Here is a 20,626-nt window from a genome sequence, read left to right on the forward strand (position 1 = left end):
GTACACTCATGAGGTTTACAACATGACTATTGGTGTAGTCGGTCGTAAATGCGGTATGACCCGTATTTTCACCGAAGAAGGTGTCTCCATTCCGGTCACGGTCATTGAGATCGAACCGAATCGCGTCACCCAGTTCAAAACTGAAGAGACCGATGGCTATCGTGCAGTGCAAGTCACTGTAGGCGAGCGTCGTGCTTCGCGTGTTACAGCTGCTCAAGCTGGCCACTTCGCTAAAGCGAACGTTGCCGCTGGTCGCACCGTAATGGAATTCCGCCTTGAAGAAGGCGAGTACCAGGCCGGCGATCTGATCAACGCTGAAATCTTCGCCGCTGGTCAACTGGTTGATGTAACCGGTCAGTCCAAGGGTAAAGGCTTCCAGGGTACGATCAAGCGTTGGAACTTCCGCGGGCAAGATAATACCCACGGTAACTCCGTGTCCCACCGCGTTCCAGGCTCTATCGGCCAGTGCCAGACTCCTGGTCGTGTATTCAAGGGCAAAAAAATGTCCGGTCATATGGGCGCTGAGCGCGTGACCGTGCAGTCCCTCGAAGTAGTGCGCGTGGACGCTGAACGCAATCTGTTGTTGGTCAAGGGCGCTGTTCCTGGCGCTACTGGCGGCAACTTGGTTGTACGTCCAGCAGCCAAGGCTCGCGGTTAAGGGGAAGCTGACATGCAATTAAATGTAAATGACGCTCAAGCGATCGAAGTTTCCGAACTGACATTTGGCGGCGAATTCAACGAGACGCTGGTTCACCAAGCAGTCGTGGCCTACATGGCCGGCGGCCGTCAGGGTTCCAAGCAGCAAAAGACCCGTTCCGACGTTCGTGGTGGCGGTAAGCGCCCATGGCGTCAGAAAGGTACTGGCCGTGCTCGTGCCGGTACTATCCGTAGCCCAATCTGGCGTGGCGGCGGTACCACTTTCGCAGCTCGTCCTCAGGATCACACCCAGAAGCTGAACAAGAAGATGTATCGCGCAGCAATGCGTTCCATCCTTGCTGAGCTGGTGCGTACTGATCGTCTGGTAGTGGTTCAGGACTTCGCTGTTGATGCACCGAAGACCAAAGATCTGCTGAACAAACTGACCGGCATGGGCTTGACTGACGTCTTGATCGTGTCTGAAGTCGTTGATCAGAACCTGTACCTGGCTGCTCGTAACCTGCCACACGTTGATGTACGTGACGTGCAAGGTTCCGATCCAGTTAGTCTGATCGCATACGACAAGGTGTTGATCACCGTGTCGGCCGTGAAGAAATTCGAGGAGCTGCTGGGATGAACCAGGAACGCGTATTTAAAGTTCTGCTTGGCCCGCACGTTTCCGAGAAGGCTACGGTTCTGGCTGACAAAAAAGGCCAGTTCGTTTTCAAGGTTGCAACTGACGCAACCAAGCTGGAAATCAAGAAGGCCGTCGAAAGCCTGTTCAGCGTGAAAGTAGAGCGTGTTACTACCCTGAATGTTCTGGGTAAGAGCAAGCGCACTGCTCGCGGTCTGGGCAAGCGTAATGACTGGAAGAAGGCAGTTATCTCCCTTCAGCCAGGCCAAGATCTCGATTTCAGCAGCAGTGCTGAGTAAGGAAGGGGTGCATCATGGCAATCGTTAAATGCAAACCGACTTCCCCTGGCCGCCGTTTTGTGGTCAAGGTGGTCAACCAGGAGCTGCATAAAGGCGCTCCTCACGCACCGCTGCTCGAGAAAAAATCGAAGACTGGTGGTCGTAACAACAATGGTCGCATTACCACTCGTCACATCGGTGGTGGCCATAAGCAGCATTATCGTCTGGTCGATTTCCGTCGCAACGACAAAGATGGCATCTCTGCCACTGTCGAGCGTATTGAATACGATCCAAACCGTACTGCTCACATCGCTCTGCTGCTGTACGCAGATGGCGAGCGTCGCTACATCATCGCCCCTAAAGGCGTGAGTGCTGGTGACCAGCTGATCGCAGGTGCTCTGGCACCGATCAAGCCGGGCAACGCTCTGCAACTGCGTAACATTCCAGTTGGTAGCACCGTACACGGCATCGAATTGAAGCCAGGTAAGGGCGCACAGATCGCTCGTTCCGCTGGTGCTTCGGCTCAGCTGATCGCTCGTGAAGGTGTCTACGTGACCCTGCGTCTGCGTTCTGGTGAGATGCGTAAAGTGCTGGCTGAATGCCGCGCGACCCTGGGCGAAGTCTCGAACTCCGAGCACAGCCTGCGTTCGCTGGGTAAAGCTGGTGCCAAACGCTGGCGTGGCGTTCGCCCAACCGTTCGTGGTGTTGCCATGAACCCGGTTGACCACCCACATGGTGGTGGTGAAGGTCGTACCTCTGGTGGTCGTCATCCGGTATCGCCATGGGGCTTCCCGACTAAGGGCGCGAAGACTCGTGGTAATAAGCGTACCGACAAAATGATCGTCCGTCGTCGCAAGTAAATAGAGGGATACGACAGTGCCACGTTCTCTGAAAAAAGGTCCTTTTATCGATCTTCACCTACTGAAGAAGATCGAAGTGGCGGCGGAAAAGAACGATCGCAAACCGGTGAAAACCTGGTCGCGTCGTTCGATGATCCTGCCACAAATGGTCGGTTTGACCATCGCAGTACACAACGGTCGTCAACACGTCCCAGTTCTCGTTAACGAAGACATGGTCGGCCACAAACTGGGCGAGTTCGCCGGTACCCGCACTTATCGTGGGCACGTGGCAGACAAGAAAGCCAAGCGTTAAGGGGTTAGGAAATGGAAGTAGCCGCTAAGTTGTCGGGCGCTCGAATCTCCGCCCAGAAAGCCCGCTTGGTCGCCGACCAGATCCGCGGGAAGAAGGTGGGCGAAGCGCTCAACTTGTTGGCTTTCAGCAGTAAGAAAGCCGCCGAGATCATGAAGAAAGTGCTGGAGTCGGCCGTAGCCAACGCCGAGCATAACGAAGGCGCAGACGTTGATGACCTTAAAGTCAGCACCGTTTTCGTCAACGAAGGGCGTTCGCTGAAGCGCATCATGCCACGTGCCAAAGGCCGTGCTGATCGCATCGTCAAGCGGTCTTGCCATATCACTGTCAAGGTTGCTGACAAGTAACGGAGTCGAAGAGATGGGTCAGAAAGTACATCCCATTGGCATTCGCCTGGGAATCGTCAAGGAGCACACCTCCGTCTGGTACGCAGACGGTCGGACTTATGCGGACTATTTGTTCGCTGATCTGAAGGTGCGTGAGTATCTCCAAGACAAACTAAAAAGCGCGTCCGTAAGCCGTATCGATATCCATCGTCCGGCTCAGACTGCACGTATCACCATCCACACCGCTCGTCCAGGTATCGTTATCGGGAAGAAAGGTGAAGATGTTGAGAAACTGCGTCAGGACCTGACCAAGCAAATGGGTGTGCCTGTGCACATCAATATCGAAGAGATCCGCAAGCCGGAGCTCGACGGTATGCTGGTTGCGCAGAGCGTAGCTCAGCAGCTGGAGCGTCGCGTAATGTTCCGTCGCGCTATGAAGCGCGCTGTTCAGAACGCCATGCGCATTGGTGCCAAAGGCATCAAAATCCAAGTGAGCGGTCGTCTCGGCGGTGCTGAAATCGCACGTACTGAATGGTATCGCGAAGGTCGTGTGCCACTGCACACCCTGCGTGCCGACATCGACTATGCCAACTACGAAGCTCACACCACTTACGGTGTGATCGGTGTAAAGGTTTGGATCTTCAAAGGCGAAGTAATTGGTGGTCGCCAAGAAGAACTGAAACCACAAGCACCAGCGCCTCGTAAAAAAGCTGCTAAGTAAGGGGTACGCCAAATGTTGCAACCAAAGCGTACGAAGTTCCGCAAGCAGATGACAGGCCACAACCGTGGTCTGGCACAGCGCGGTAGCAAAGTCAGCTTCGGCGAATATGCGCTGAAGTCTGTAGCTCGTGGTCGTCTCACCGCTCGTCAGATCGAGTCAGCGCGTCGTGCTCTGACCCGTCACGTTAAACGTGGCGGCAAGATCTGGATCCGTGTATTCCCGGACAAGCCTATTTCCAAAAAGCCCCTCGAAGTTCGTATGGGTAAAGGTAAGGGTAGTGTGGAGTACTGGGTTGCCCAGATTCAGCCAGGCAAAGTCCTGTATGAAATCGAGGGTGTTTCTGAAGAGCTGGCGCGTGAGGCTTTTGCCCTGGCTGCTGCAAAGCTGCCGCTCGCCACCGCCTTTGTTAAACGGACGGTGATGTGATGAAAGCGAATGAACTTCGTGAAAAATCCGCACAGCAGCTGAACGAGCAACTGCTCGGCTTGCTGCGCGACCAGTTCAATCTGCGTATGCAGAAAGCAACTGGCCAGTTGGGGCAGTCTCATCTGCTCTCGCAAGTTAAGCGTGACATCGCTCGCGTGAAGACTGTGCTCAACCAGCAGGCAGGTAAGTAATCATGGCTGAAGCCGAAAAAACTGTCCGTACGCTGACTGGCCGTGTTGTCAGCGACAAGATGGACAAAACCATCACCGTACTGATCGAGCGTCGCGTAAAGCACCCGATCTACGGTAAATACGTTAAGCGTTCGACTAAGCTGCACGCGCACGACGAAACCAATCAGTGCCACATCGGCGACAAAGTCACTATTCGTGAAACTCGTCCTTTGGCCAAGACCAAGTCTTGGGCGCTGGTTGATGTTCTCGAACGCGCTGTGGAAGTCTAAGGACTAGGGGTCGGAGAAATTATATGATTCAGACTCAATCCATGCTCGATGTGGCCGATAACAGCGGCGCTCGCCGTGTTATGTGCATCAAGGTGCTGGGTGGCTCCCATCGTCGTTACGCTGGTATCGGTGACATCATCAAAGTTACCGTGAAGGAAGCAATTCCTCGCGGTAAAGTGAAAAAAGGCCAAGTGATGACTGCTGTTGTAGTCCGCACTCGTCACGGCGTACGTCGTGCTGATGGCTCCATTATCCGCTTTGATGGCAACGCTGCTGTTCTTCTGAACAACAAGCAAGAGCCGATCGGCACCCGTATCTTTGGGCCAGTGACCCGTGAACTTCGTACTGAGAAGTTCATGAAGATCGTCTCGCTCGCCCCAGAAGTGCTGTAAGGAGATCCGACATGCAAAAGATTCGTCGTGACGACGAGATCATCGTGATCGCCGGCAAAGACAAAGGTAAGCGCGGTAAGGTGCTTAAGGTTCTCGCTAACAACCGTCTGGTTATTGGCGGTCTGAACCTGGTTAAGCGTCATACCAAGCCTAACCCGATGTCGGGCGTACAAGGCGGTATCGTCGAAAAAGAAGCTCCACTGGACGCTTCTAACGTCGCCATTTTCAACGGCGAAACCAACAAGGCTGACCGCGTTGGTTTCAAAGTAGAAGACGGCAAGAAAATTCGTGTCTTCAAGTCGACCCAAAAAGCGGTTGATGCTTGAACACTGCTAGGTAGAAGACCATGGCACGACTAAAAGAGATTTACTGGAAGGAAATCGCACCGAAACTTAAGGAAGAACTTAAGCTTTCGAACGTGATGGAAGTTCCACGCGTTACAAAAATCACCCTGAACATGGGTCTGGGCGAAGCCGTCGGTGACAAAAAAGTCATCGAGCACGCTGTTGCCGACCTGGAAAAGATCACCGGCCAGAAAGTCGTTGTGACCTACGCTCGGAAATCCATCGCTGGCTTTAAAGTCCGTGAAGGTTGGCCGATCGGCGTCAAAGTGACCCTGCGCCGTGAGCGTATGTACGAGTTCCTGGATCGTCTGCTGTCGATCTCCCTGCCTCGGGTTCGCGACTTCCGCGGCCTGAATGCCAAGTCCTTCGATGGTCGTGGTAACTACAGCATGGGCGTTAAAGAGCAGATCATCTTCCCGGAAATCGACTACGACAAGATCGATGCTCTCCGCGGTCTGGACATTACCCTGACCACCACTGCCAAGAACGATGATGAAGGTCGCGCCCTGTTGCGTGCTTTCAAATTCCCGTTCCGCAACTGATTGGAGTAGGAAAATGGCCAAGATGAGCATGAAAAACCGCGAGCTGAAGCGTCAGCTCACGGTTGCCAAGTACGCCAAAAAGCGTGCAGCACTGAAAGCTATCATCGTTGATCTGAACGCAAGTCCAGAAGCACGTTGGGAAGCTACAGTAGCTCTGCAGAAGCAGCCACGTGACGCAAGCGCCTCGCGCATGCGTAACCGCTGCCGCCTGACCGGTCGTCCACACGGCGTTTACCGCAAGTTCGGCCTCGGCCGTAACAAACTGCGTGAAGCTGCAATGCGTGGTGACGTACCTGGTCTGGTTAAAGCCAGCTGGTAAGCACTATCAAAGTCTCGGCGTTCGGAATCGCAAGATACTGACCGCCGGTGACCTTGAACTTGAATCAAGCCCCTTTTGGGGCTTGATTCATTTGTGGGGTGTGTCTAGAATACCCGGCTCGCCTGAGCCCGTGCTTTTTCCGCATGGATGAGCTCGGCGACAAGTAGTAGCCGCAAGGCTAATTTTTTTGTATTAGGAGCGTCTAGCCCATGAGTATGCAGGACCCGTTAGCGGACATGCTAACTCGAATCCGTAATGCCCAGATGGCTGAAAAGTCCGTCGTAAGCATGCCATCTTCTACTTTGAAGGTAGCTGTTGCCAAAGTCCTGAAGGACGAAGGTTACATTGCGGGTTATCAGATCAGCAGCGAAATCAAACCACTGCTGTCCATCGAGCTGAAGTACTTCGAAGGCCGTCCGGTCATCGAGGAAGTGAAGCGCGTTAGCCGTCCAGGCCTGCGTCAGTACAAGTCCGTCGATGATCTGCCAAAAGTTCGTGGCGGTCTCGGTGTGTCTATCGTCTCCACCAACAAAGGTGTGATGACGGATCGTGCTGCGCGCGCTGCCGGTGTCGGCGGCGAAGTTCTTTGCACTGTGTTCTAAGGGGGGATAAGCATGTCACGCGTCGCTAAGAACCCCGTTAAGCTGCCAGCCGGTGTCGAAGTCAAATTCGCAGGCCAACAGCTTTCGGTGAAGGGTGCCAAGGGCACTCTCGAACTGAACATCCATTCGTCCGTTGAGATCGTTGAAGAAGCTGGTGAGCTGCGTTTCGCTGCTCGCAATGGCGATCAACAAACTCGCGCAATGGCTGGTACCACTCGTGCGTTGGTAAACAACATGGTCCAAGGCGTAAGCCAAGGCTTCGAGCGCAAGCTCCAGCTGGTCGGTGTTGGTTACAAAGCGCAAGCAAAAGGCACAGTGCTGAACCTGGCTCTTGGCTTCTCGCACCCAGTGGATTATGAACTGCCGGAAGGCATCACCGCTGAGACTCCTAGCCAGACCGATATCCTGATCAAGGGCATCGATAAGCAGCTGGTAGGTCAAGTGGCCGCCGAGATCCGCGACTTCCGTCCACCAGAGCCGTACAAAGGCAAAGGTGTGCGCTACGCGGACGAAGTCGTCCGTCGTAAAGAAGCCAAGAAGAAGTAGGGCATAGCAAATGACCGACAAAAAAGTTACTCGACTGCGTCGCGCTCGCAAAGCACGCCTGAAAATGCACGAACTCGAAGTCGTGCGTCTCTGCGTGTTCCGCTCGTCGCAGCACATCTACGCCCAGGTCATTTCGGCCGACGGCAACAAAGTCCTGGCATCTGCCTCGACTTTGGATAAAGAACTGCGTGATGGCGCCACTGGCAACATCGACGCGGCCACTAAGGTTGGCCAGCTGGTCGCTACGCGTGCTAAAGCCGCTGGCGTCTCGCAGGTGGCTTTCGACCGCTCTGGCTTCAAGTACCACGGCCGCGTCAAGGCGCTGGCTGATGCTGCTCGTGAAGCTGGGCTGGAGTTCTAAGTTATGTCAAATAACGACCAAAAGCGCGACGAAGGCTACATCGAGAAGCTGGTTCAAGTTAACCGCGTAGCCAAAACCGTTAAAGGCGGCCGTATCTTCACTTTCACCGCGTTGACCGTGGTTGGTGATGGTAAAGGGCGTGTTGGCTTCGGCCGTGGCAAGTCGCGTGAAGTGCCTGCTGCGATCCAGAAGGCAATGGAAGCTGCTCGCCGCAACATGATCCAAGTTGATCTGAACGGCACCACTCTGCAGTACGCAATGAAGTCCGGTCACGGCGCTTCGAAGGTGTACATGCAGCCTGCTTCTGAAGGTACCGGTATCATCGCTGGCGGCGCTATGCGTGCTGTCCTCGAAGTTGCTGGCGTTCAGAACGTTCTGGCCAAGTGCTACGGCTCGACTAACCCGGTAAACGTGGTTCACGCCACTTTCAAAGGTTTGAAAGCTATGCAGTCTCCTGAATCCATTGCCGCCAAGCGTGGCAAAAGCGTCAAGGAGATCTTCTGATCATGGCTACCGTTAAAGTTACGCTGATCAAAAGCATGACCGGCCGTATCCCTAACCACAAACTGTGCGTTAAGGGTCTGGGTCTGCGTCGCATCGGTCACACTGTAGAAGTACTTGATACTCCCGAGAATCGCGGGATGATCAACAAGGCTTACTACATGCTGCGTGTCGAGGGTTAATCGATGAAACTCAATGATCTGAGTCCAGCGCCGGGTTCCCGTCGCGAAAAGCATCGTCCGGGCCGTGGTATCGGTAGTGGTTTGGGCAAGACCGGTGGCCGTGGCCACAAAGGTCAGTCTTCCCGCTCCGGTGGCACCATTGCTCCAGGCTTTGAAGGCGGTCAACAGCCGCTGCATCGTCGCCTGCCGAAGTTCGGTTTCGTTTCCCTGAAAGCCATGGACCGCGCAGAAGTGCGTCTGTCCGAGCTGGCTAAAGTGGAAGGCGACATCGTCACCGTGCAGTCCCTGAAAGATGCCAACGTGATCAACGTCAACGTTCAGCGTGTGAAAATCATGCTGTCCGGCGAAGTTACTCGCGCTGTCACCATCGGAAAGGGAATCGGCGCCACCAAAGGTGCGCGTGCGGCTATCGAAGCAGCTGGCGGCAAGTTCGAGGAATAAATGGCTAAGCAAGGTGCTCTCTCTGCGCTCGGCAAAGGCGGTATGTCTGAACTCTGGGCTCGTCTGCGTTTTCTGTTCCTGGCGATTATCGTCTACCGAATAGGCGCACACATCCCGGTTCCAGGTATCAACCCGGACCGACTCGCGGACCTGTTTCGACAGAATGAGGGGACCATTCTTAGCTTGTTCAACATGTTTTCCGGCGGCGCGCTGGAACGGATGAGCATCTTTGCACTGGGGATCATGCCGTACATTTCGGCATCGATCATCATGCAACTGATGACCGCCGTCAGCCCGCAGCTGGAGCAGTTGAAGAAGGAAGGTGAAGCTGGCCGTCGCAAGATCAGCCAGTACACCCGCTACGGCACTGTCGTCCTCGCTCTCGTTCAGGCAATTGGCATGTCCATTGGTCTGGCAGGGCAGGGCGTTGCGTTCACTGGTGACTTTGGCTTCCATTTCGTCGCGGTATCCACTTTTGTGGCTGGTGCGATGTTCATGATGTGGCTGGGTGAGCAGATTACTGAGCGTGGTGTTGGCAACGGTATCTCGATGTTGATTTTTTCGGGTATCGTCGCCGGTCTTCCGAGAGCGATCGGGCAGTCTTTCGAGTCTGCACGTCAGGGTGATATCAACATCTTCGCCCTGGTTGCCATCGGTTTGCTGGCAGTAGCGATTATCGGTTTCGTGGTGTTCATTGAGCGTGGTCAGCGTCGTATTGCTGTTCACTACGCCAAGCGTCAGCAGGGCCGTAAGGTCTTTGCTGCGCAGACTAGCCACTTGCCGCTGAAGGTGAACATGGCCGGTGTTATTCCGGCCATTTTCGCGAGCAGCATTTTGCTGTTCCCGGCTTCGTTGGGTGCCTGGTTTGGTCAGTCTGAAGGTATGGGCTGGTTGCAGGACATCTCGCAGTCGATCGCTCCTGGTCAGCCGTTGAATATTCTGCTGTTTAGTGCAGGGATTATTTTCTTCTGCTTCTTCTATACGGCGTTGATGTTCAATCCGAAAGACGTAGCGGAAAACCTGAAGAAGTCCGGTGCCTTTATTCCGGGCATCCGTCCAGGTGAGCAGTCTGCGCGCTACATTGATGGCGTTCTGACCCGCTTGACCATGTTCGGTGCTCTTTACATGACGGCCGTGTGCTTGTTGCCCCAGTTCCTGGTGGTTGCAGCAAACGTACCGTTCTACCTTGGCGGGACCTCGTTGCTGATCGTCGTCGTGGTTGTGATGGACTTCATGTCCCAAGTACAATCGCACCTCGTTTCGCACCAGTACGAATCCCTGATGAAGAAAGCCAACCTGAAGGGTTACGGCAGCGGCATGTTGCGCTGAGTACCCATAAGGTTCGAGGAGTTGGTGATGAAAGTTCGTGCATCGGTGAAAAAGCTGTGCCGTAACTGCAAAATTATTCGCCGCGAAGGTGTTGTTCGAGTAATTTGCAGCGCGGAACCGCGTCACAAACAGCGCCAAGGCTGAGTGTGATTGTGCTTCAAGCCCGGTAGCTAGTGCGCTACCGGGTTGATTATTTGTTATTACAGCGATATTATCTCGCGCCCTATTTCTTGGCTTCCGGGGCGTAGGTAGCTGTCAATTGGAGTCCCACTGAATGGCCCGTATTGCAGGCGTTAACATTCCAGATAACAAGCATACTGTTATCTCGCTGACCTACATCTATGGTGTTGGTCGCACTACTGCACAGAAGATCTGTGCAGTGACTGGGGTAAACCCAGCCGCAAAGATCAAAGATCTGAGCGACGAGCAGATTGAACAGCTGCGTGGCGAAGTGGCGAAGTTCACCACTGAAGGTGACCTGCGTCGCGAAATCAACATGAAAATCAAGCGTTTGATGGACCTCGGTTGCTATCGCGGTCTGCGTCATCGTCGTGGTCTTCCAGTGCGCGGTCAGCGTACCAAGACTAACGCGCGTACCCGTAAAGGTCCGCGTAAGCCGATCCGCAAGTAATCGCCCCCGCGAATCGACAGGAAAATTATCATGGCAAAACCTGCTGCTCGTCCTCGTAAAAAAGTTAAAAAGACAGTGGTTGATGGCATCGCCCACATCCATGCATCTTTTAACAACACAATCGTGACCATCACCGACCGTCAAGGCAACGCTCTTTCCTGGGCTACCTCCGGTGGTTCGGGTTTCCGCGGTTCCCGCAAGTCCACCCCGTTTGCTGCTCAAGTAGCTGCTGAACGTGCTGGTCAAGCTGCGCTGGAATACGGTCTGAAAAACCTCGACGTTAACGTCAAAGGTCCAGGCCCAGGTCGTGAATCTGCAGTCCGCGCTTTGAACGGCTGTGGCTACAAGATCGCCAGCATCACCGACGTGACGCCAATCCCGCACAACGGGTGCCGTCCGCCGAAGAAGCGCCGCGTGTAATCCAGGAGATTGTAAAGAATGGCTCGTTACATTGGTCCAAAATGCAAACTCGCTCGTCGCGAAGGCACCGATCTCTTTCTGAAGAGCGGCGTGCGCGCGATCGAATCGAAGTGCAACATTGAAGCAGCACCTGGTATCCACGGCCAACGCCGCGGTCGCCAGTCCGATTACGGCACCCAACTGCGTGAAAAGCAGAAGGTCCGTCGTATCTACGGCGTTCTCGAGCGTCAATTCAGCGGCTACTACAAAGAAGCTGCTGGCAAGAAAGGTGCAACCGGTGAAAACCTGCTGCAACTGCTCGAATGCCGTCTGGACAACGTTGTATACCGTATGGGCTTTGGTTCGACTCGTGCCGAATCCCGTCAGCTGGTATCGCACAAATCCGTCAGCGTTAACGGTCAAACCGTAAACGTACCGTCTTACCAGGTTCGTGCTGGTGACGTGGTCGCGATTCGCGAGAAAGCAAAGAACCAACTTCGCATTGTCCAAGCTCTCGATCTGTGTGCCCAACGTGGCCGCGTAGAATGGGTAGAAGTAGACACTGAGAAGAAGTCGGGCGTTTTCAAGAACGTTCCAGCTCGCAGTGATCTGTCCGCCGACATCAACGAAAGCCTGATTGTCGAGCTCTACTCCAAGTAAGGGCTAGAAAATAGGTGCATCCATGCAGATTTCGGTAAATGAGTTCCTGACACCCCGCCACATTGATGTGCAGGTTGTCAGTCCAACCCGCGCCAAGATCACTCTCGAGCCTCTCGAGCGTGGTTTCGGCCACACCCTGGGCAACGCGCTGCGCCGCATCCTGTTGTCCTCAATGCCCGGCTGTGCAGTAGTCGAGGCCGAGATTGACGGTGTACTCCATGAGTACAGCGCCATCGAAGGCGTACAGGAAGACGTAATTGAAATCCTGTTGAACCTTAAAGGTCTGGCTATCAAGCTGCACGGTCGTGACGAAGTTACGCTGACCTTGTCGAAGAAGGGTTCGGGGGTGGTTACCGCTGCCGATATTCAGCTGGATCATGATGTCGAGATCGTTAACCCCGATCACGTAATCGCTAACCTGGCGTCTAACGGCGCCCTGAACATGAAGCTCACCGTAGCTCGTGGTCGTGGTTATGAACCGGCAGACTCGCGTCAGAGCGATGAAGACGAAAGCCGCAGCATCGGTCGCTTGCAGCTTGACTCTTCGTTCAGCCCGGTTCGCCGTATCGCATACGTGGTGGAAAACGCCCGTGTCGAGCAGCGTACTAACCTGGACAAGCTGGTTATTGATCTGGAAACCAACGGTACCCTGGATCCTGAAGAGGCTATCCGCCGCGCTGCAACCATTCTGCAACAGCAGTTGGCTGCGTTCGTCGATCTCAAAGGTGACAGTGAGCCAGTGGTTGTCGAGCAGGAAGACGAGATCGATCCGATCCTGCTTCGCCCGGTTGACGATCTGGAACTGACTGTACGTTCGGCTAACTGCCTTAAGGCGGAAAACATCTACTACATCGGTGACCTGATTCAGCGTACCGAAGTAGAGCTGTTGAAGACTCCGAACCTTGGCAAGAAATCCTTGACTGAAATCAAGGACGTTCTGGCCTCCCGCGGTCTGTCCCTCGGCATGCGCCTCGACAACTGGCCGCCTGCAAGTCTTAAGAAGGACGACAAGGCGACTGCCTGATCGTCGTAATCACCGAACGTCGTGTTTGGTAAGGAATGAACCATGCGTCATCGTAAAAGTGGTCGTCACCTGAGCCGCACTAGCTCGCACCGCAAGGCCATGTTTCAAAACATGGCAGTGTCGCTGTTCGAGCACGAGCTGATCAAAACTACACTGCCGAAAGCTAAAGAACTGCGTCGCGTTGCTGAGCCGCTGATCACTTTGGCCAAGACAGACAGCCTGGCTAACCGCCGTCTGGCTTTCGACCGTACTCGTTCGAAAGCTATCGTTGGTAAGCTCTTCAACGACCTGGGCAAGCGTTACGCTACCCGTGAGGGTGGCTACCTGCGCATCCTCAAGTGCGGCTTCCGCACTGGCGACAACGCGCCTATGGCGTACGTCGAGTTGGTTGATCGTGCTACTGCCGGCGAAGCTGTATCCGCCGAGTAAGACGTCAGTCTGAAACGAAAAACCGGGCCTAGTGCCCGGTTTTTTGTGGGCGCTCGAAAAGTGCCACGACCGTTAGTTATTTTCTATCGCTACTGAAAGGTTAATGAATTTGTAGGTGTAACGTTGGTGATCAATACTCCTCCTCAGCCGATTAGCCGGCAGTTATAGACTGACAAAGGAAGAGATCGCATGAGCCAAAGTAAAACGCTTACCACCGCCAGTGGCGCTCCTGTCGCCGATAACCAGAATTCCCGTTCCGCCGGCCCCCGTGGCCCGCTGCTGCTCGACGATTTTCACCTGATCGAGAAGCTTGCCCACTTCAACCGCGAAAACATCCCGGAACGCCGTGTACACGCCAAGGGTTCTGGTGCTTACGGTACGTTCACCGTTACGCGTGACATCACCGAGTACACCAGCGCCAAACTGTTCGAGTCTGTCGGCAAGCAAACTCCGACGTTCCTGAGGTTCTCCACCGTCGGCGGTGAGCGTGGTTCGGCCGATACAGAGCGCGATCCACGGGGTTTTGCCCTGAAGTTCTACACCGAAGAAGGTAACTGGGACATCGTTGGCAACAACACGCCCGTGTTCTTCATCCGCGATCCGTTGAAATTCCCGGACTTCATCCACACGCAAAAACGCCTGCCGCAAAGCAATCTGAAAAGTGCGCAGATGATGTGGGACTTCTGGTCGCATTCGCCCGAGGCGCTGCACCAGGTCACTATCTTGTTCTCGGATCGCGGCATTCCTGACGGCTACCGTCACATGCACGGCTTCGGCAGCCACACCTACAGCCTGATCAACGCCAATGGCGAGCGGCACTGGGTGAAATGGCACTACAAAACAAAGCAAGGAATCAAAAACCTCGCCCCGGCAGACGCTGCGCGCCTGGCGGGTACTGATCCTGATTACGCCCAGCGCGATCTGTTCGGCGCGATCGAGCGTGGTGACTTCCCGAAATGGCGCGTGTGCGTACAAATCATGACCGAGGCTCAAGCGGCGGCGCACTACGAGAATCCGTTCGATGTGACCAAAACCTGGTCGCAGAAAGAGTTTCCACTGATCGAAGTCGGCGAACTGGAGCTCAACCGCAATCCGCTGAATTACTTTGCTGAAGTCGAGCAAGCGGCGTTCGGTCCGAGCAACATGGTGCCAGGTGTTGGTCTCTCGCCTGACCGCATGCTGCAAGGTCGCGTATTCGCTTACGCGGATGCTCACCGCTACCGCATCGGCACCAATCACCAGCAACTGCCGGTGAATGCCCCTCGCAGCCCGGTGAACAGCTACCAGCGCGATGGTTCGATGGCATTTGGCAGCAACGGCGGTGCGGCACCTAACTACGAGCCTAACAGCTACGTGGATTCGCCGAAGCAAGCGCCTCGCTATGCAGAGCCGCCCTTGGCTTTGAGCGGTGCAGCTGATCGTTACGATCACCGCGAAGATACCGACTACTACAGCCACGCCGGCGCGTTGTTCCGCTTGATGAGCGACGAGCAGAAAGCGCTGTTGGTCAACAACATTGCCGGCGCAATGGCCGGGGTTTCCAGTGATGTGGTTGACCGTCAATTGCAGCATTTCTACAAAGCCGATCCGGCGTATGGAGAAGCAATCGCAACGCTGCTCAACGTACAGCTTAACGAAGTCTAAATGAGAAGCAGAACCGCCCTCGATTGGGCGGTTTTTGCGTTATTTAAACCACTTTTCTCAGAATATCTTCGCTTTTATCGCGCAAACGGAGTGACCAATCAGTCTTCGTGGTTCAAACTACAGACTTTCAAGCAGGGAGATGTAGGGCGATGCAAGGCCACCCAGACGTAATCGATTACCTCAACACGTTGCTGACCGGCGAACTGGCGGCGCGTGATCAATATTTCGTCCATTCGCGGATGTATGAGGACTGGGGTTTCACCAAGCTCTACGAACGTATCAACCACGAAATGGAAGAAGAAGCCGGGCATGCTGATGCATTGATGCGCCGAATTCTGATGCTCGAAGGCACGCCGCGCATGCGTCCGGACGACCTTGATGTCGGCACCACCGTGCCGGACATGCTCGCCGCTGACCTGCGACTGGAATACAAAGTCCGCGCCGCGCTCTGCAAGGGCATCAAGCTCTGCGAGCAGCACAAGGACTATGTCAGCCGCGAGATGCTGCGGGTTCAATTGCATGACACCGAAGAAGACCATACCTACTGGCTTGAAAAGCAGATGGGCCTGATCAAGTTGATCGGTCTGGAAAATTACCTGCAATCGCACGCCTGATTCCACCGAATACAAAAAAGCCCCTGTCACCGACAAAGTGACAGGGGCTTTTTCATGGCCGTGATTCAGGCCTTGTCGCGTGCCAACAGTGGCTTGAGGTAGAAGCCGGTATGAGACTGCTTCATCTCCGACACTTCTTCCGGTGTACCGACGGCAATAATCTGCCCGCCCTTGGAGCCGCCCTCTGGTCCAAGGTCCACCAGCCAGTCCGCAGTCTTGATTACGTCCAGGTTGTGCTCGATCACCACCACGGTGTTGCCGTGGTCGCGAAGGCGATGCAATACATCAAGCAGTTGCTGAATATCCGCGAAGTGCAGACCAGTCGTTGGCTCGTCGAGGATGTACAGGGTCTTGCCGGTATCGCGCTTGGACAGTTCTCGGGACAGTTTCACCCGTTGCGCCTCACCACCGGACAGCGTGGTCGCCGATTGCCCCAGCTTGATGTACGACAAGCCCACATCCATCAACGTCTGAAGCTTGCGTGCCAGCGCTGGAACCGCGTCGAAGAACACCCGGGCTTCCTCGATGGTCATCTCGAGGGTTTCATGGATGCTCTTGCCCTTGTACTTGATCTCAAGGGTTTCACGGTTGTAGCGCTTGCTCTTGCAGACGTCGCACGGAACGTAGATGTCTGGCAGGAAGTGCATTTCCACCTTGATCAACCCGTCGCCCTGGCAGGCTTCGCAGCGTCCGCCCTTCACGTTGAAGGAGAAACGACCCGGACCATAACCCCGTGAGCGAGATTCCGGCACGCCGGCGAACAACTCGCGAATCGGTGTGAACAGCCCGGTGTAAGTGGCAGGGTTGGAGCGCGGCGTTCGGCCGATAGGGCTTTGGTCGATGTCGACGACCTTGTCCAGATGCTCCAGGCCCTTGATGCTGTCGTGCGCGGCTGCCTCAAGCGTCGTCGCGCCGTTGAGAGCCGTAGCGCTCAAGGGGAACAGCGTGTTGTTGATCAGCGTCGACTTGCCGGATCCGGACACGCCGGTCACGCAGGTCAGCAGGCCGATCGGAATGTCCAGGTCGACGTTGCGCAAGTTGTTGCCGCGAGCGCCCTTGAGGGACAGCGACAGCTTCTTGTTACGCGGTGTGCGCTTGGCCGGAACGGCGATCTTCACCCGGCCCGACAAGTACTTGCCAGTCAACGAGTCAGGGTGAGCCATGACCTCGGCCGGTGTGCCTTCGGCGACGATATGCCCACCGTGTACGCCGGCGCCCGGGCCGATATCCACCACGTAGTCAGCCAGGCGAATCGCGTCTTCGTCGTGCTCGACCACAATCACCGTGTTGCCGATGTCGCGCAGGTGCTTGAGCGTGCCCAACAGTCGATCATTGTCCCGTTGGTGCAGACCAATCGACGGTTCGTCGAGGATGTACAGAACGCCCACAAGACCGGCGCCAATCTGGCTCGCCAGACGAATCCGCTGGGCTTCACCGCCGGACAAAGTGTCGGCACTGCGATCCAGCGACAGGTAGTCGAGGCCCACGTTGACCAGGAACTGCAGGCGTTCGCGGATTTCCTTGAGAATCTTGTCGGCGATCTCGCCACGACGGCCTGTCAGCTTCAGCACGCCGAAGTACTCGCACGCGTCGCCAATCGGCAGATTCGTCACCGCTGGCAGGGTTTTCTCGCCCACCCAGACATGCCGCGCCTCACGACGCAGGCGGGTGCCACGGCAATCCGGGCAAGGCTGGGTGCTGAGGAACTTGGCCAGCTCTTCACGCACCGAAGCGGATTCGGTTTCGCGGTAGCGGCGTTCAAGGTTCGGCACGATGCCTTCGAACGGGTGCGAGCGTTTGACGATGTCGCCACGGTCGTTCAGGTATTTGAAATCGACGTTCTGCGAGCCGCTGCCGTGCAGGATGAACTTCTGCTGATCGGCCGGCAGTTCGTTGAACGGCACTTCCAGGCTGAATTTGTAGTGGGACGCCAACGACCCGAGCATCTGGAAGTAATAGACGTTGCGCCTGTCCCAGCCGCGAATCGCGCCCTCGGCCAGTGTCAGCTCGCCGTTGACCAGGCGCTTGATGTCGAAAAACTGCTTCACGCCCAGGCCATCGCAAGTCGGGCAGGCGCCGGCCGGGTTGTTGAAGGAGAACAGCTTGGGTTCCAGCTCGCTGATGGCATGACCGCAGATCGGACAGGCGAAGCGGGCGGAGAAGATCATCTCTTCACCCGGCTCGTCATCCATCGGCGCAACCAGTGCAATGCCGTCCGCCAGCTTCAGCGCGGTCTCGAACGATTCTGCCAGGCGCTGTTGCAGATCGGCGCGGACCTTGAAGCGGTCGACCACGACATCGATCGAGTGCTTCTTCTGTTTATCCAGCTTCGGCAATTCGTCCAGCTCGCAGAGCCGGCCATTGACCCGGGCTCGCACAAAGCCTTGCGCGCGCAATTCTTCGAACACCGACAGATGTTCGCCCTTGCGCTCGCGGATGACCGGCGCCAGCAGCATCAGTTTGCTGCCTTCCGGTTGGGCGAGGACCAGGTCGACCATCTGACTGACGGTCTGCGCTTCCAATGGAATATCGTGATCCGGGCAGCGCGGAATACCCACGCGTGCATACAGCAGGCGCAGGTAATCGTAGATTTCGGTGATGGTGCCGACCGTCGAACGCGGATTGTGCGAGGTCGACTTCTGTTCGATGGAAATGGCTGGCGACAAACCTTCGATGGTATCGACGTCAGGCTTTTCCATCATCGACAGAAACTGCCGGGCATAGGCCGACAGCGACTCGACGTAGCGACGCTGGCCTTCGGCGTACAGCGTGTCGAATGCCAGGGACGATTTGCCCGACCCGGACAGGCCGGTGATGACGATCAGCTTGTCCCGTGGCAGGGTCAGGTCGATGTTCTTCAGGTTGTGGGTCCGGGCCCCACGAATCAGGATCTTGTCCAAAGTGGCCTCGCTTGGCGGGCGTCGAAAACGTAGGAGTATACGGCCAAATACTGGATGGATGCACACTATCAAACGAGCGGGTTGATGTCTTACATGAAGAGTCTGTCAGCGGAGCGCGTCAAAGCGTCGCGATATACCCTGTCAATCGATGGGACTGGTAGAATCGCGGCCGGTTCACATGAGGTTTTTCCATGCACGATCCCCACAGCGAACGCATGAGTGGCAGTGAGACCCGCGCAGCAAGCGGTCTGGCCCTGGTGTTCGCCTTCCGTATGCTTGGCATGTTCATGGTGTTGCCGGTTCTGGCGACCTATGGGATGGATCTGGCAGGCGCGACACCGGCCCTCATCGGGCTGGCGATTGGCGCTTACGGCCTGACCCAGGCGATCTTCCAGATTCCTTTCGGTTTCATTTCCGACCGCATCGGTCGTCGTCCGGTGATTTACCTGGGGCTGATCGTCTTCGCCCTCGGCAGCGTGCTGGCGGCCAATGCCGATTCGATCTGGGGCGTTATCGCCGGACGAATCCTGCAGGGCGCCGGGGCGATTTCCGCCGCCGTCATGGCCTTGCTATCAGACCTGACCCGCGAGCAGCATCGGACCAAGGCCATGGCCATGATCGGCATGACGATTGGTCTGTCGTTCGCGGTCGCCATGGTCGTGGGACCATTGCTGACCCGTGCCTTCGGCCTGTCCGGATTGTTCCTCGCCACCGGCGGCATGGCACTGTTCGGCATCGTGATCGTGATGTTCATGGTGCCAAGATCCACCGGGCCGTTGCAGCACCGCGAGTCCGGTGTCGCGCGCCAGGCGCTGATCCCGACACTCAAGCACCCGGACCTGCTGCGTCTGGACCTGGGCATTTTTGTGTTGCACGCGATGTTGATGTCGAGCTTCGTTGCCTTGCCCCTGGCGCTGGTCGAAAAAGCCGGCCTGCCTAAAGAACAGCACTGGTGGGTCTACCTCACCGCGCTGCTGATCTCCTTCTTCGCCATGATCCCGTTCATTATCTACGGCGAGAAGAAACGCAAAATGAAACGAGTTTTATTGGGCGCCGTGCTGACGCTGATGCTCACTGAGCTATTCTTCTGGCAGTTCGGCGATAGCTTGCGGGCTCTGGTGATCGGGACGGTGGTGTTTTTCACCGCGTTCAATCTGCTGGAAGCTTCGTTGCCTTCGCTGATCAGCAAGGTTTCACCAGCAGGCGGCAAGGGCACGGCGATGGGGGTTTATTCCACCAGCCAGTTCCTCGGTTCGGCACTCGGCGGTATTCTCGGCGGCTGGATGTACCAGCATGGCGGTCTGTCGGTTGTGTTCCTGGGATGCGCTGGCCTGGCTGCACTTTGGCTAGCCTTTGCTGTTACCATGCGCGAACCACCTTATGTCACGAGTCTGCGCTTGCCGTTGTCGCCCGAGGCGATCCGCGAAGCGGGTCTGGTTGAGCGCCTGAAGGCCGTCGTAGGGGTAACAGATGCAGTGATCGTCGCAGACGAAGCGGCGATTTACATCAAATTGGACACAGAACTATTGGATCGCACCACCCTCGAGCGCCTGGTGAACAACCCGCCCGAGGCAGCGTGCGTAGCCTAGGAGAACGTTATGGCCCGTGGGGTTAACAAAGTCATATTGGTCGGCACTTGCGGCCAGGATCCCGAAGTTCGCTACTTGCCTAACGGTAACGCCGTGACCAACCTGAGTCTGGCGACCAGCGAACAATGGACCGACAAGCAAACCGGTCAGAAGGTCGAGAAGACTGAATGGCACCGTGTGTCGATGTTCGGCAAGGTTGCGGAAATCGCCGGCGAATACCTGCGTAAAGGTTCGCAGGTGTACATCGAAGGCAAGCTGCAGACCCGCGAGTGGGAAAAAGACGGTATCAAGCGTTACACCACTGAAATCGTGGTCGACATGCAAGGCACCATGCAACTGCTGGGCGGCCGTCCACAACAGGGCGACCAACAAGGTGGGGGCAACAATTACCAGCAGTCCGCTCCGGCTCCACGCCAGCAGGCACCACGTCCGCAGCAGTCGTCGGCACCGCAACAGTCGCGTCCGGCTCCACAGCAGCAGGCCGCGCCTCAGCCAGCTCCGGATTTCGACAGCTTTGACGACGATATCCCGTTCTAAAAAGCGGCGA

Annotated in this window: 32 protein-coding genes; 31 read left to right on the forward strand and 1 reads right to left on the reverse strand. The window is 56.0% G+C overall.

The window, feature by feature from the left end; translation table 11 throughout:
- Positions 1-22 precede the first annotated feature (22 nt).
- The 29 genes from rplC to bfr all read left to right on the forward strand — a co-directional run bounded on the left by rplC (position 23) and on the right by bfr (position 15,590).
- Positions 23-658 carry a 50S ribosomal protein L3 gene (gene rplC / locus ACWKV5_RS25545; protein ID WP_003186059.1) on the forward strand — a complete coding sequence of 212 codons (636 nt, stop codon included), beginning with the start codon at positions 23-25 and terminating at the stop codon, positions 656-658.
- 12 nt (positions 659-670) lie between these two features.
- Entirely contained in the window at positions 671-1,273 is a 603-nt protein-coding gene (rplD, locus tag ACWKV5_RS25550; protein WP_007896707.1) for a 50S ribosomal protein L4, read from the forward strand.
- Entirely contained in the window at positions 1,270-1,569 is a 300-nt protein-coding gene (gene rplW, locus ACWKV5_RS25555) for a 50S ribosomal protein L23 (RefSeq protein ID WP_002555488.1), read from the forward strand. Before rplD ends, rplW begins: the two co-directional genes overlap by 4 nt.
- A gap of 14 nt (positions 1,570-1,583) precedes the next feature.
- Positions 1,584-2,408 (forward strand): 50S ribosomal protein L2, encoded by an 825-nt coding sequence (gene rplB, locus ACWKV5_RS25560; protein ID WP_003176423.1) that lies wholly within the window; start codon positions 1,584-1,586, stop codon positions 2,406-2,408.
- A 16-nt stretch (positions 2,409-2,424) separates the two neighbouring features.
- A complete protein-coding gene (rpsS, locus tag ACWKV5_RS25565; RefSeq protein ID WP_002555486.1) occupies positions 2,425-2,700 on the forward strand; it encodes a 30S ribosomal protein S19 in 276 nt (91 codons plus the stop codon).
- An 11-nt stretch (positions 2,701-2,711) separates the two neighbouring features.
- Positions 2,712-3,044 carry a 50S ribosomal protein L22 gene (rplV, locus tag ACWKV5_RS25570; RefSeq protein WP_003103908.1) on the forward strand — a complete coding sequence of 111 codons (333 nt, stop codon included), beginning with the start codon at positions 2,712-2,714 and terminating at the stop codon, positions 3,042-3,044.
- Positions 3,045-3,057: 13 nt separating this feature from the next.
- Positions 3,058-3,744, forward strand: a complete 687-nt coding sequence (gene rpsC / locus ACWKV5_RS25575; RefSeq protein ID WP_003176422.1) for a 30S ribosomal protein S3 — start codon at positions 3,058-3,060, stop codon at positions 3,742-3,744.
- 12 nt (positions 3,745-3,756) lie between these two features.
- On the forward strand, positions 3,757-4,170 hold the full coding sequence (rplP, locus tag ACWKV5_RS25580) for a 50S ribosomal protein L16 (protein ID WP_007943783.1): 414 nt from the start codon (positions 3,757-3,759) through the stop codon (positions 4,168-4,170).
- Entirely contained in the window at positions 4,170-4,361 is a 192-nt protein-coding gene (rpmC, locus tag ACWKV5_RS25585; protein ID WP_002555481.1) for a 50S ribosomal protein L29, read from the forward strand. The genes rplP and rpmC overlap by 1 nt, the downstream gene beginning before the upstream one ends.
- A gap of 2 nt (positions 4,362-4,363) precedes the next feature.
- Positions 4,364-4,630, forward strand: a complete 267-nt coding sequence (gene rpsQ, locus ACWKV5_RS25590; RefSeq protein WP_003176419.1) for a 30S ribosomal protein S17 — start codon at positions 4,364-4,366, stop codon at positions 4,628-4,630.
- 23 nt (positions 4,631-4,653) lie between these two features.
- On the forward strand, positions 4,654-5,022 hold the full coding sequence (gene rplN, locus ACWKV5_RS25595; protein ID WP_002555479.1) for a 50S ribosomal protein L14: 369 nt from the start codon (positions 4,654-4,656) through the stop codon (positions 5,020-5,022).
- 11 nt (positions 5,023-5,033) lie between these two features.
- Positions 5,034-5,348 (forward strand): 50S ribosomal protein L24, encoded by a 315-nt coding sequence (gene rplX, locus ACWKV5_RS25600; protein WP_003176416.1) that lies wholly within the window; start codon positions 5,034-5,036, stop codon positions 5,346-5,348.
- Positions 5,349-5,368: 20 nt separating this feature from the next.
- Positions 5,369-5,908: a 50S ribosomal protein L5 gene (gene rplE, locus ACWKV5_RS25605; protein ID WP_003176415.1), complete on the forward strand. Its 540-nt coding sequence runs from the start codon at positions 5,369-5,371 to the stop codon at positions 5,906-5,908.
- A gap of 13 nt (positions 5,909-5,921) precedes the next feature.
- Positions 5,922-6,227, forward strand: a complete 306-nt coding sequence (gene rpsN / locus ACWKV5_RS25610; protein WP_003176414.1) for a 30S ribosomal protein S14 — start codon at positions 5,922-5,924, stop codon at positions 6,225-6,227.
- A 209-nt stretch (positions 6,228-6,436) separates the two neighbouring features.
- Positions 6,437-6,829 (forward strand): 30S ribosomal protein S8, encoded by a 393-nt coding sequence (gene rpsH, locus ACWKV5_RS25615; protein WP_003186040.1) that lies wholly within the window; start codon positions 6,437-6,439, stop codon positions 6,827-6,829.
- Positions 6,830-6,841: 12 nt separating this feature from the next.
- On the forward strand, positions 6,842-7,375 hold the full coding sequence (rplF, locus tag ACWKV5_RS25620) for a 50S ribosomal protein L6 (protein ID WP_003176412.1): 534 nt from the start codon (positions 6,842-6,844) through the stop codon (positions 7,373-7,375).
- Positions 7,376-7,385: 10 nt separating this feature from the next.
- Complete coding sequence (gene rplR / locus ACWKV5_RS25625; protein WP_003186037.1) at positions 7,386-7,736, forward strand: 50S ribosomal protein L18; 351 nt, start codon at positions 7,386-7,388, stop codon at positions 7,734-7,736.
- Between the two features lie 3 nt (positions 7,737-7,739).
- On the forward strand, positions 7,740-8,240 hold the full coding sequence (rpsE, locus tag ACWKV5_RS25630; protein WP_007943782.1) for a 30S ribosomal protein S5: 501 nt from the start codon (positions 7,740-7,742) through the stop codon (positions 8,238-8,240).
- Positions 8,241-8,242: 2 nt separating this feature from the next.
- A complete protein-coding gene (rpmD, locus tag ACWKV5_RS25635; RefSeq protein ID WP_003186033.1) occupies positions 8,243-8,419 on the forward strand; it encodes a 50S ribosomal protein L30 in 177 nt (58 codons plus the stop codon).
- 3 nt (positions 8,420-8,422) lie between these two features.
- On the forward strand, positions 8,423-8,860 hold the full coding sequence (rplO, locus tag ACWKV5_RS25640) for a 50S ribosomal protein L15 (protein WP_007896782.1): 438 nt from the start codon (positions 8,423-8,425) through the stop codon (positions 8,858-8,860).
- Positions 8,861-10,189: a preprotein translocase subunit SecY gene (gene secY, locus ACWKV5_RS25645; protein ID WP_003228718.1), complete on the forward strand. Its 1,329-nt coding sequence runs from the start codon at positions 8,861-8,863 to the stop codon at positions 10,187-10,189.
- Positions 10,190-10,216: 27 nt separating this feature from the next.
- The gene (gene rpmJ / locus ACWKV5_RS25650; protein WP_002555468.1) at positions 10,217-10,333 is read left to right on the forward strand and encodes a 50S ribosomal protein L36; all 117 of its coding nucleotides are present in this window, start codon (positions 10,217-10,219) and stop codon (positions 10,331-10,333) included.
- Positions 10,334-10,463: 130 nt separating this feature from the next.
- Positions 10,464-10,820, forward strand: coding sequence for a 30S ribosomal protein S13 (gene rpsM / locus ACWKV5_RS25655; RefSeq protein ID WP_003186020.1), 357 nt, complete (start codon positions 10,464-10,466; stop codon positions 10,818-10,820).
- Between the two features lie 30 nt (positions 10,821-10,850).
- Positions 10,851-11,240, forward strand: coding sequence for a 30S ribosomal protein S11 (rpsK, locus tag ACWKV5_RS25660; RefSeq protein ID WP_002555466.1), 390 nt, complete (start codon positions 10,851-10,853; stop codon positions 11,238-11,240).
- Between the two features lie 18 nt (positions 11,241-11,258).
- On the forward strand, positions 11,259-11,879 hold the full coding sequence (gene rpsD, locus ACWKV5_RS25665; RefSeq protein WP_003210056.1) for a 30S ribosomal protein S4: 621 nt from the start codon (positions 11,259-11,261) through the stop codon (positions 11,877-11,879).
- A 22-nt stretch (positions 11,880-11,901) separates the two neighbouring features.
- On the forward strand, positions 11,902-12,903 hold the full coding sequence (locus tag ACWKV5_RS25670; RefSeq protein WP_003186012.1) for a DNA-directed RNA polymerase subunit alpha: 1,002 nt from the start codon (positions 11,902-11,904) through the stop codon (positions 12,901-12,903).
- Between the two features lie 42 nt (positions 12,904-12,945).
- Positions 12,946-13,332, forward strand: coding sequence for a 50S ribosomal protein L17 (gene rplQ, locus ACWKV5_RS25675; RefSeq protein ID WP_007918448.1), 387 nt, complete (start codon positions 12,946-12,948; stop codon positions 13,330-13,332).
- Positions 13,333-13,521: 189 nt separating this feature from the next.
- A complete protein-coding gene (locus ACWKV5_RS25680) occupies positions 13,522-14,976 on the forward strand; it encodes a catalase (protein ID WP_483843514.1) in 1,455 nt (484 codons plus the stop codon).
- Between the two features lie 149 nt (positions 14,977-15,125).
- Positions 15,126-15,590 carry a bacterioferritin gene (gene bfr / locus ACWKV5_RS25685; protein ID WP_007943775.1) on the forward strand — a complete coding sequence of 155 codons (465 nt, stop codon included), beginning with the start codon at positions 15,126-15,128 and terminating at the stop codon, positions 15,588-15,590.
- Positions 15,591-15,655: 65 nt separating this feature from the next.
- Here bfr and uvrA read toward each other — a convergent pair whose 3' ends face one another.
- Positions 15,656-18,490, reverse strand: a complete 2,835-nt coding sequence (uvrA, locus tag ACWKV5_RS25690; protein WP_123433348.1) for an excinuclease ABC subunit UvrA — start codon at positions 18,488-18,490, stop codon at positions 15,656-15,658.
- A 191-nt stretch (positions 18,491-18,681) separates the two neighbouring features.
- Between uvrA and ACWKV5_RS25695 the strand changes: the two genes are divergently transcribed.
- The gene (locus tag ACWKV5_RS25695) at positions 18,682-20,079 is read left to right on the forward strand and encodes an MFS transporter (protein ID WP_483843515.1); all 1,398 of its coding nucleotides are present in this window, start codon (positions 18,682-18,684) and stop codon (positions 20,077-20,079) included.
- Positions 20,080-20,088: 9 nt separating this feature from the next.
- The gene (locus ACWKV5_RS25700) at positions 20,089-20,616 is read left to right on the forward strand and encodes a single-stranded DNA-binding protein (RefSeq protein ID WP_017341065.1); all 528 of its coding nucleotides are present in this window, start codon (positions 20,089-20,091) and stop codon (positions 20,614-20,616) included.
- Positions 20,617-20,626: the final 10 nt, after the last annotated feature.

The organism is Pseudomonas oplopanacis (assembly GCF_057128725.1).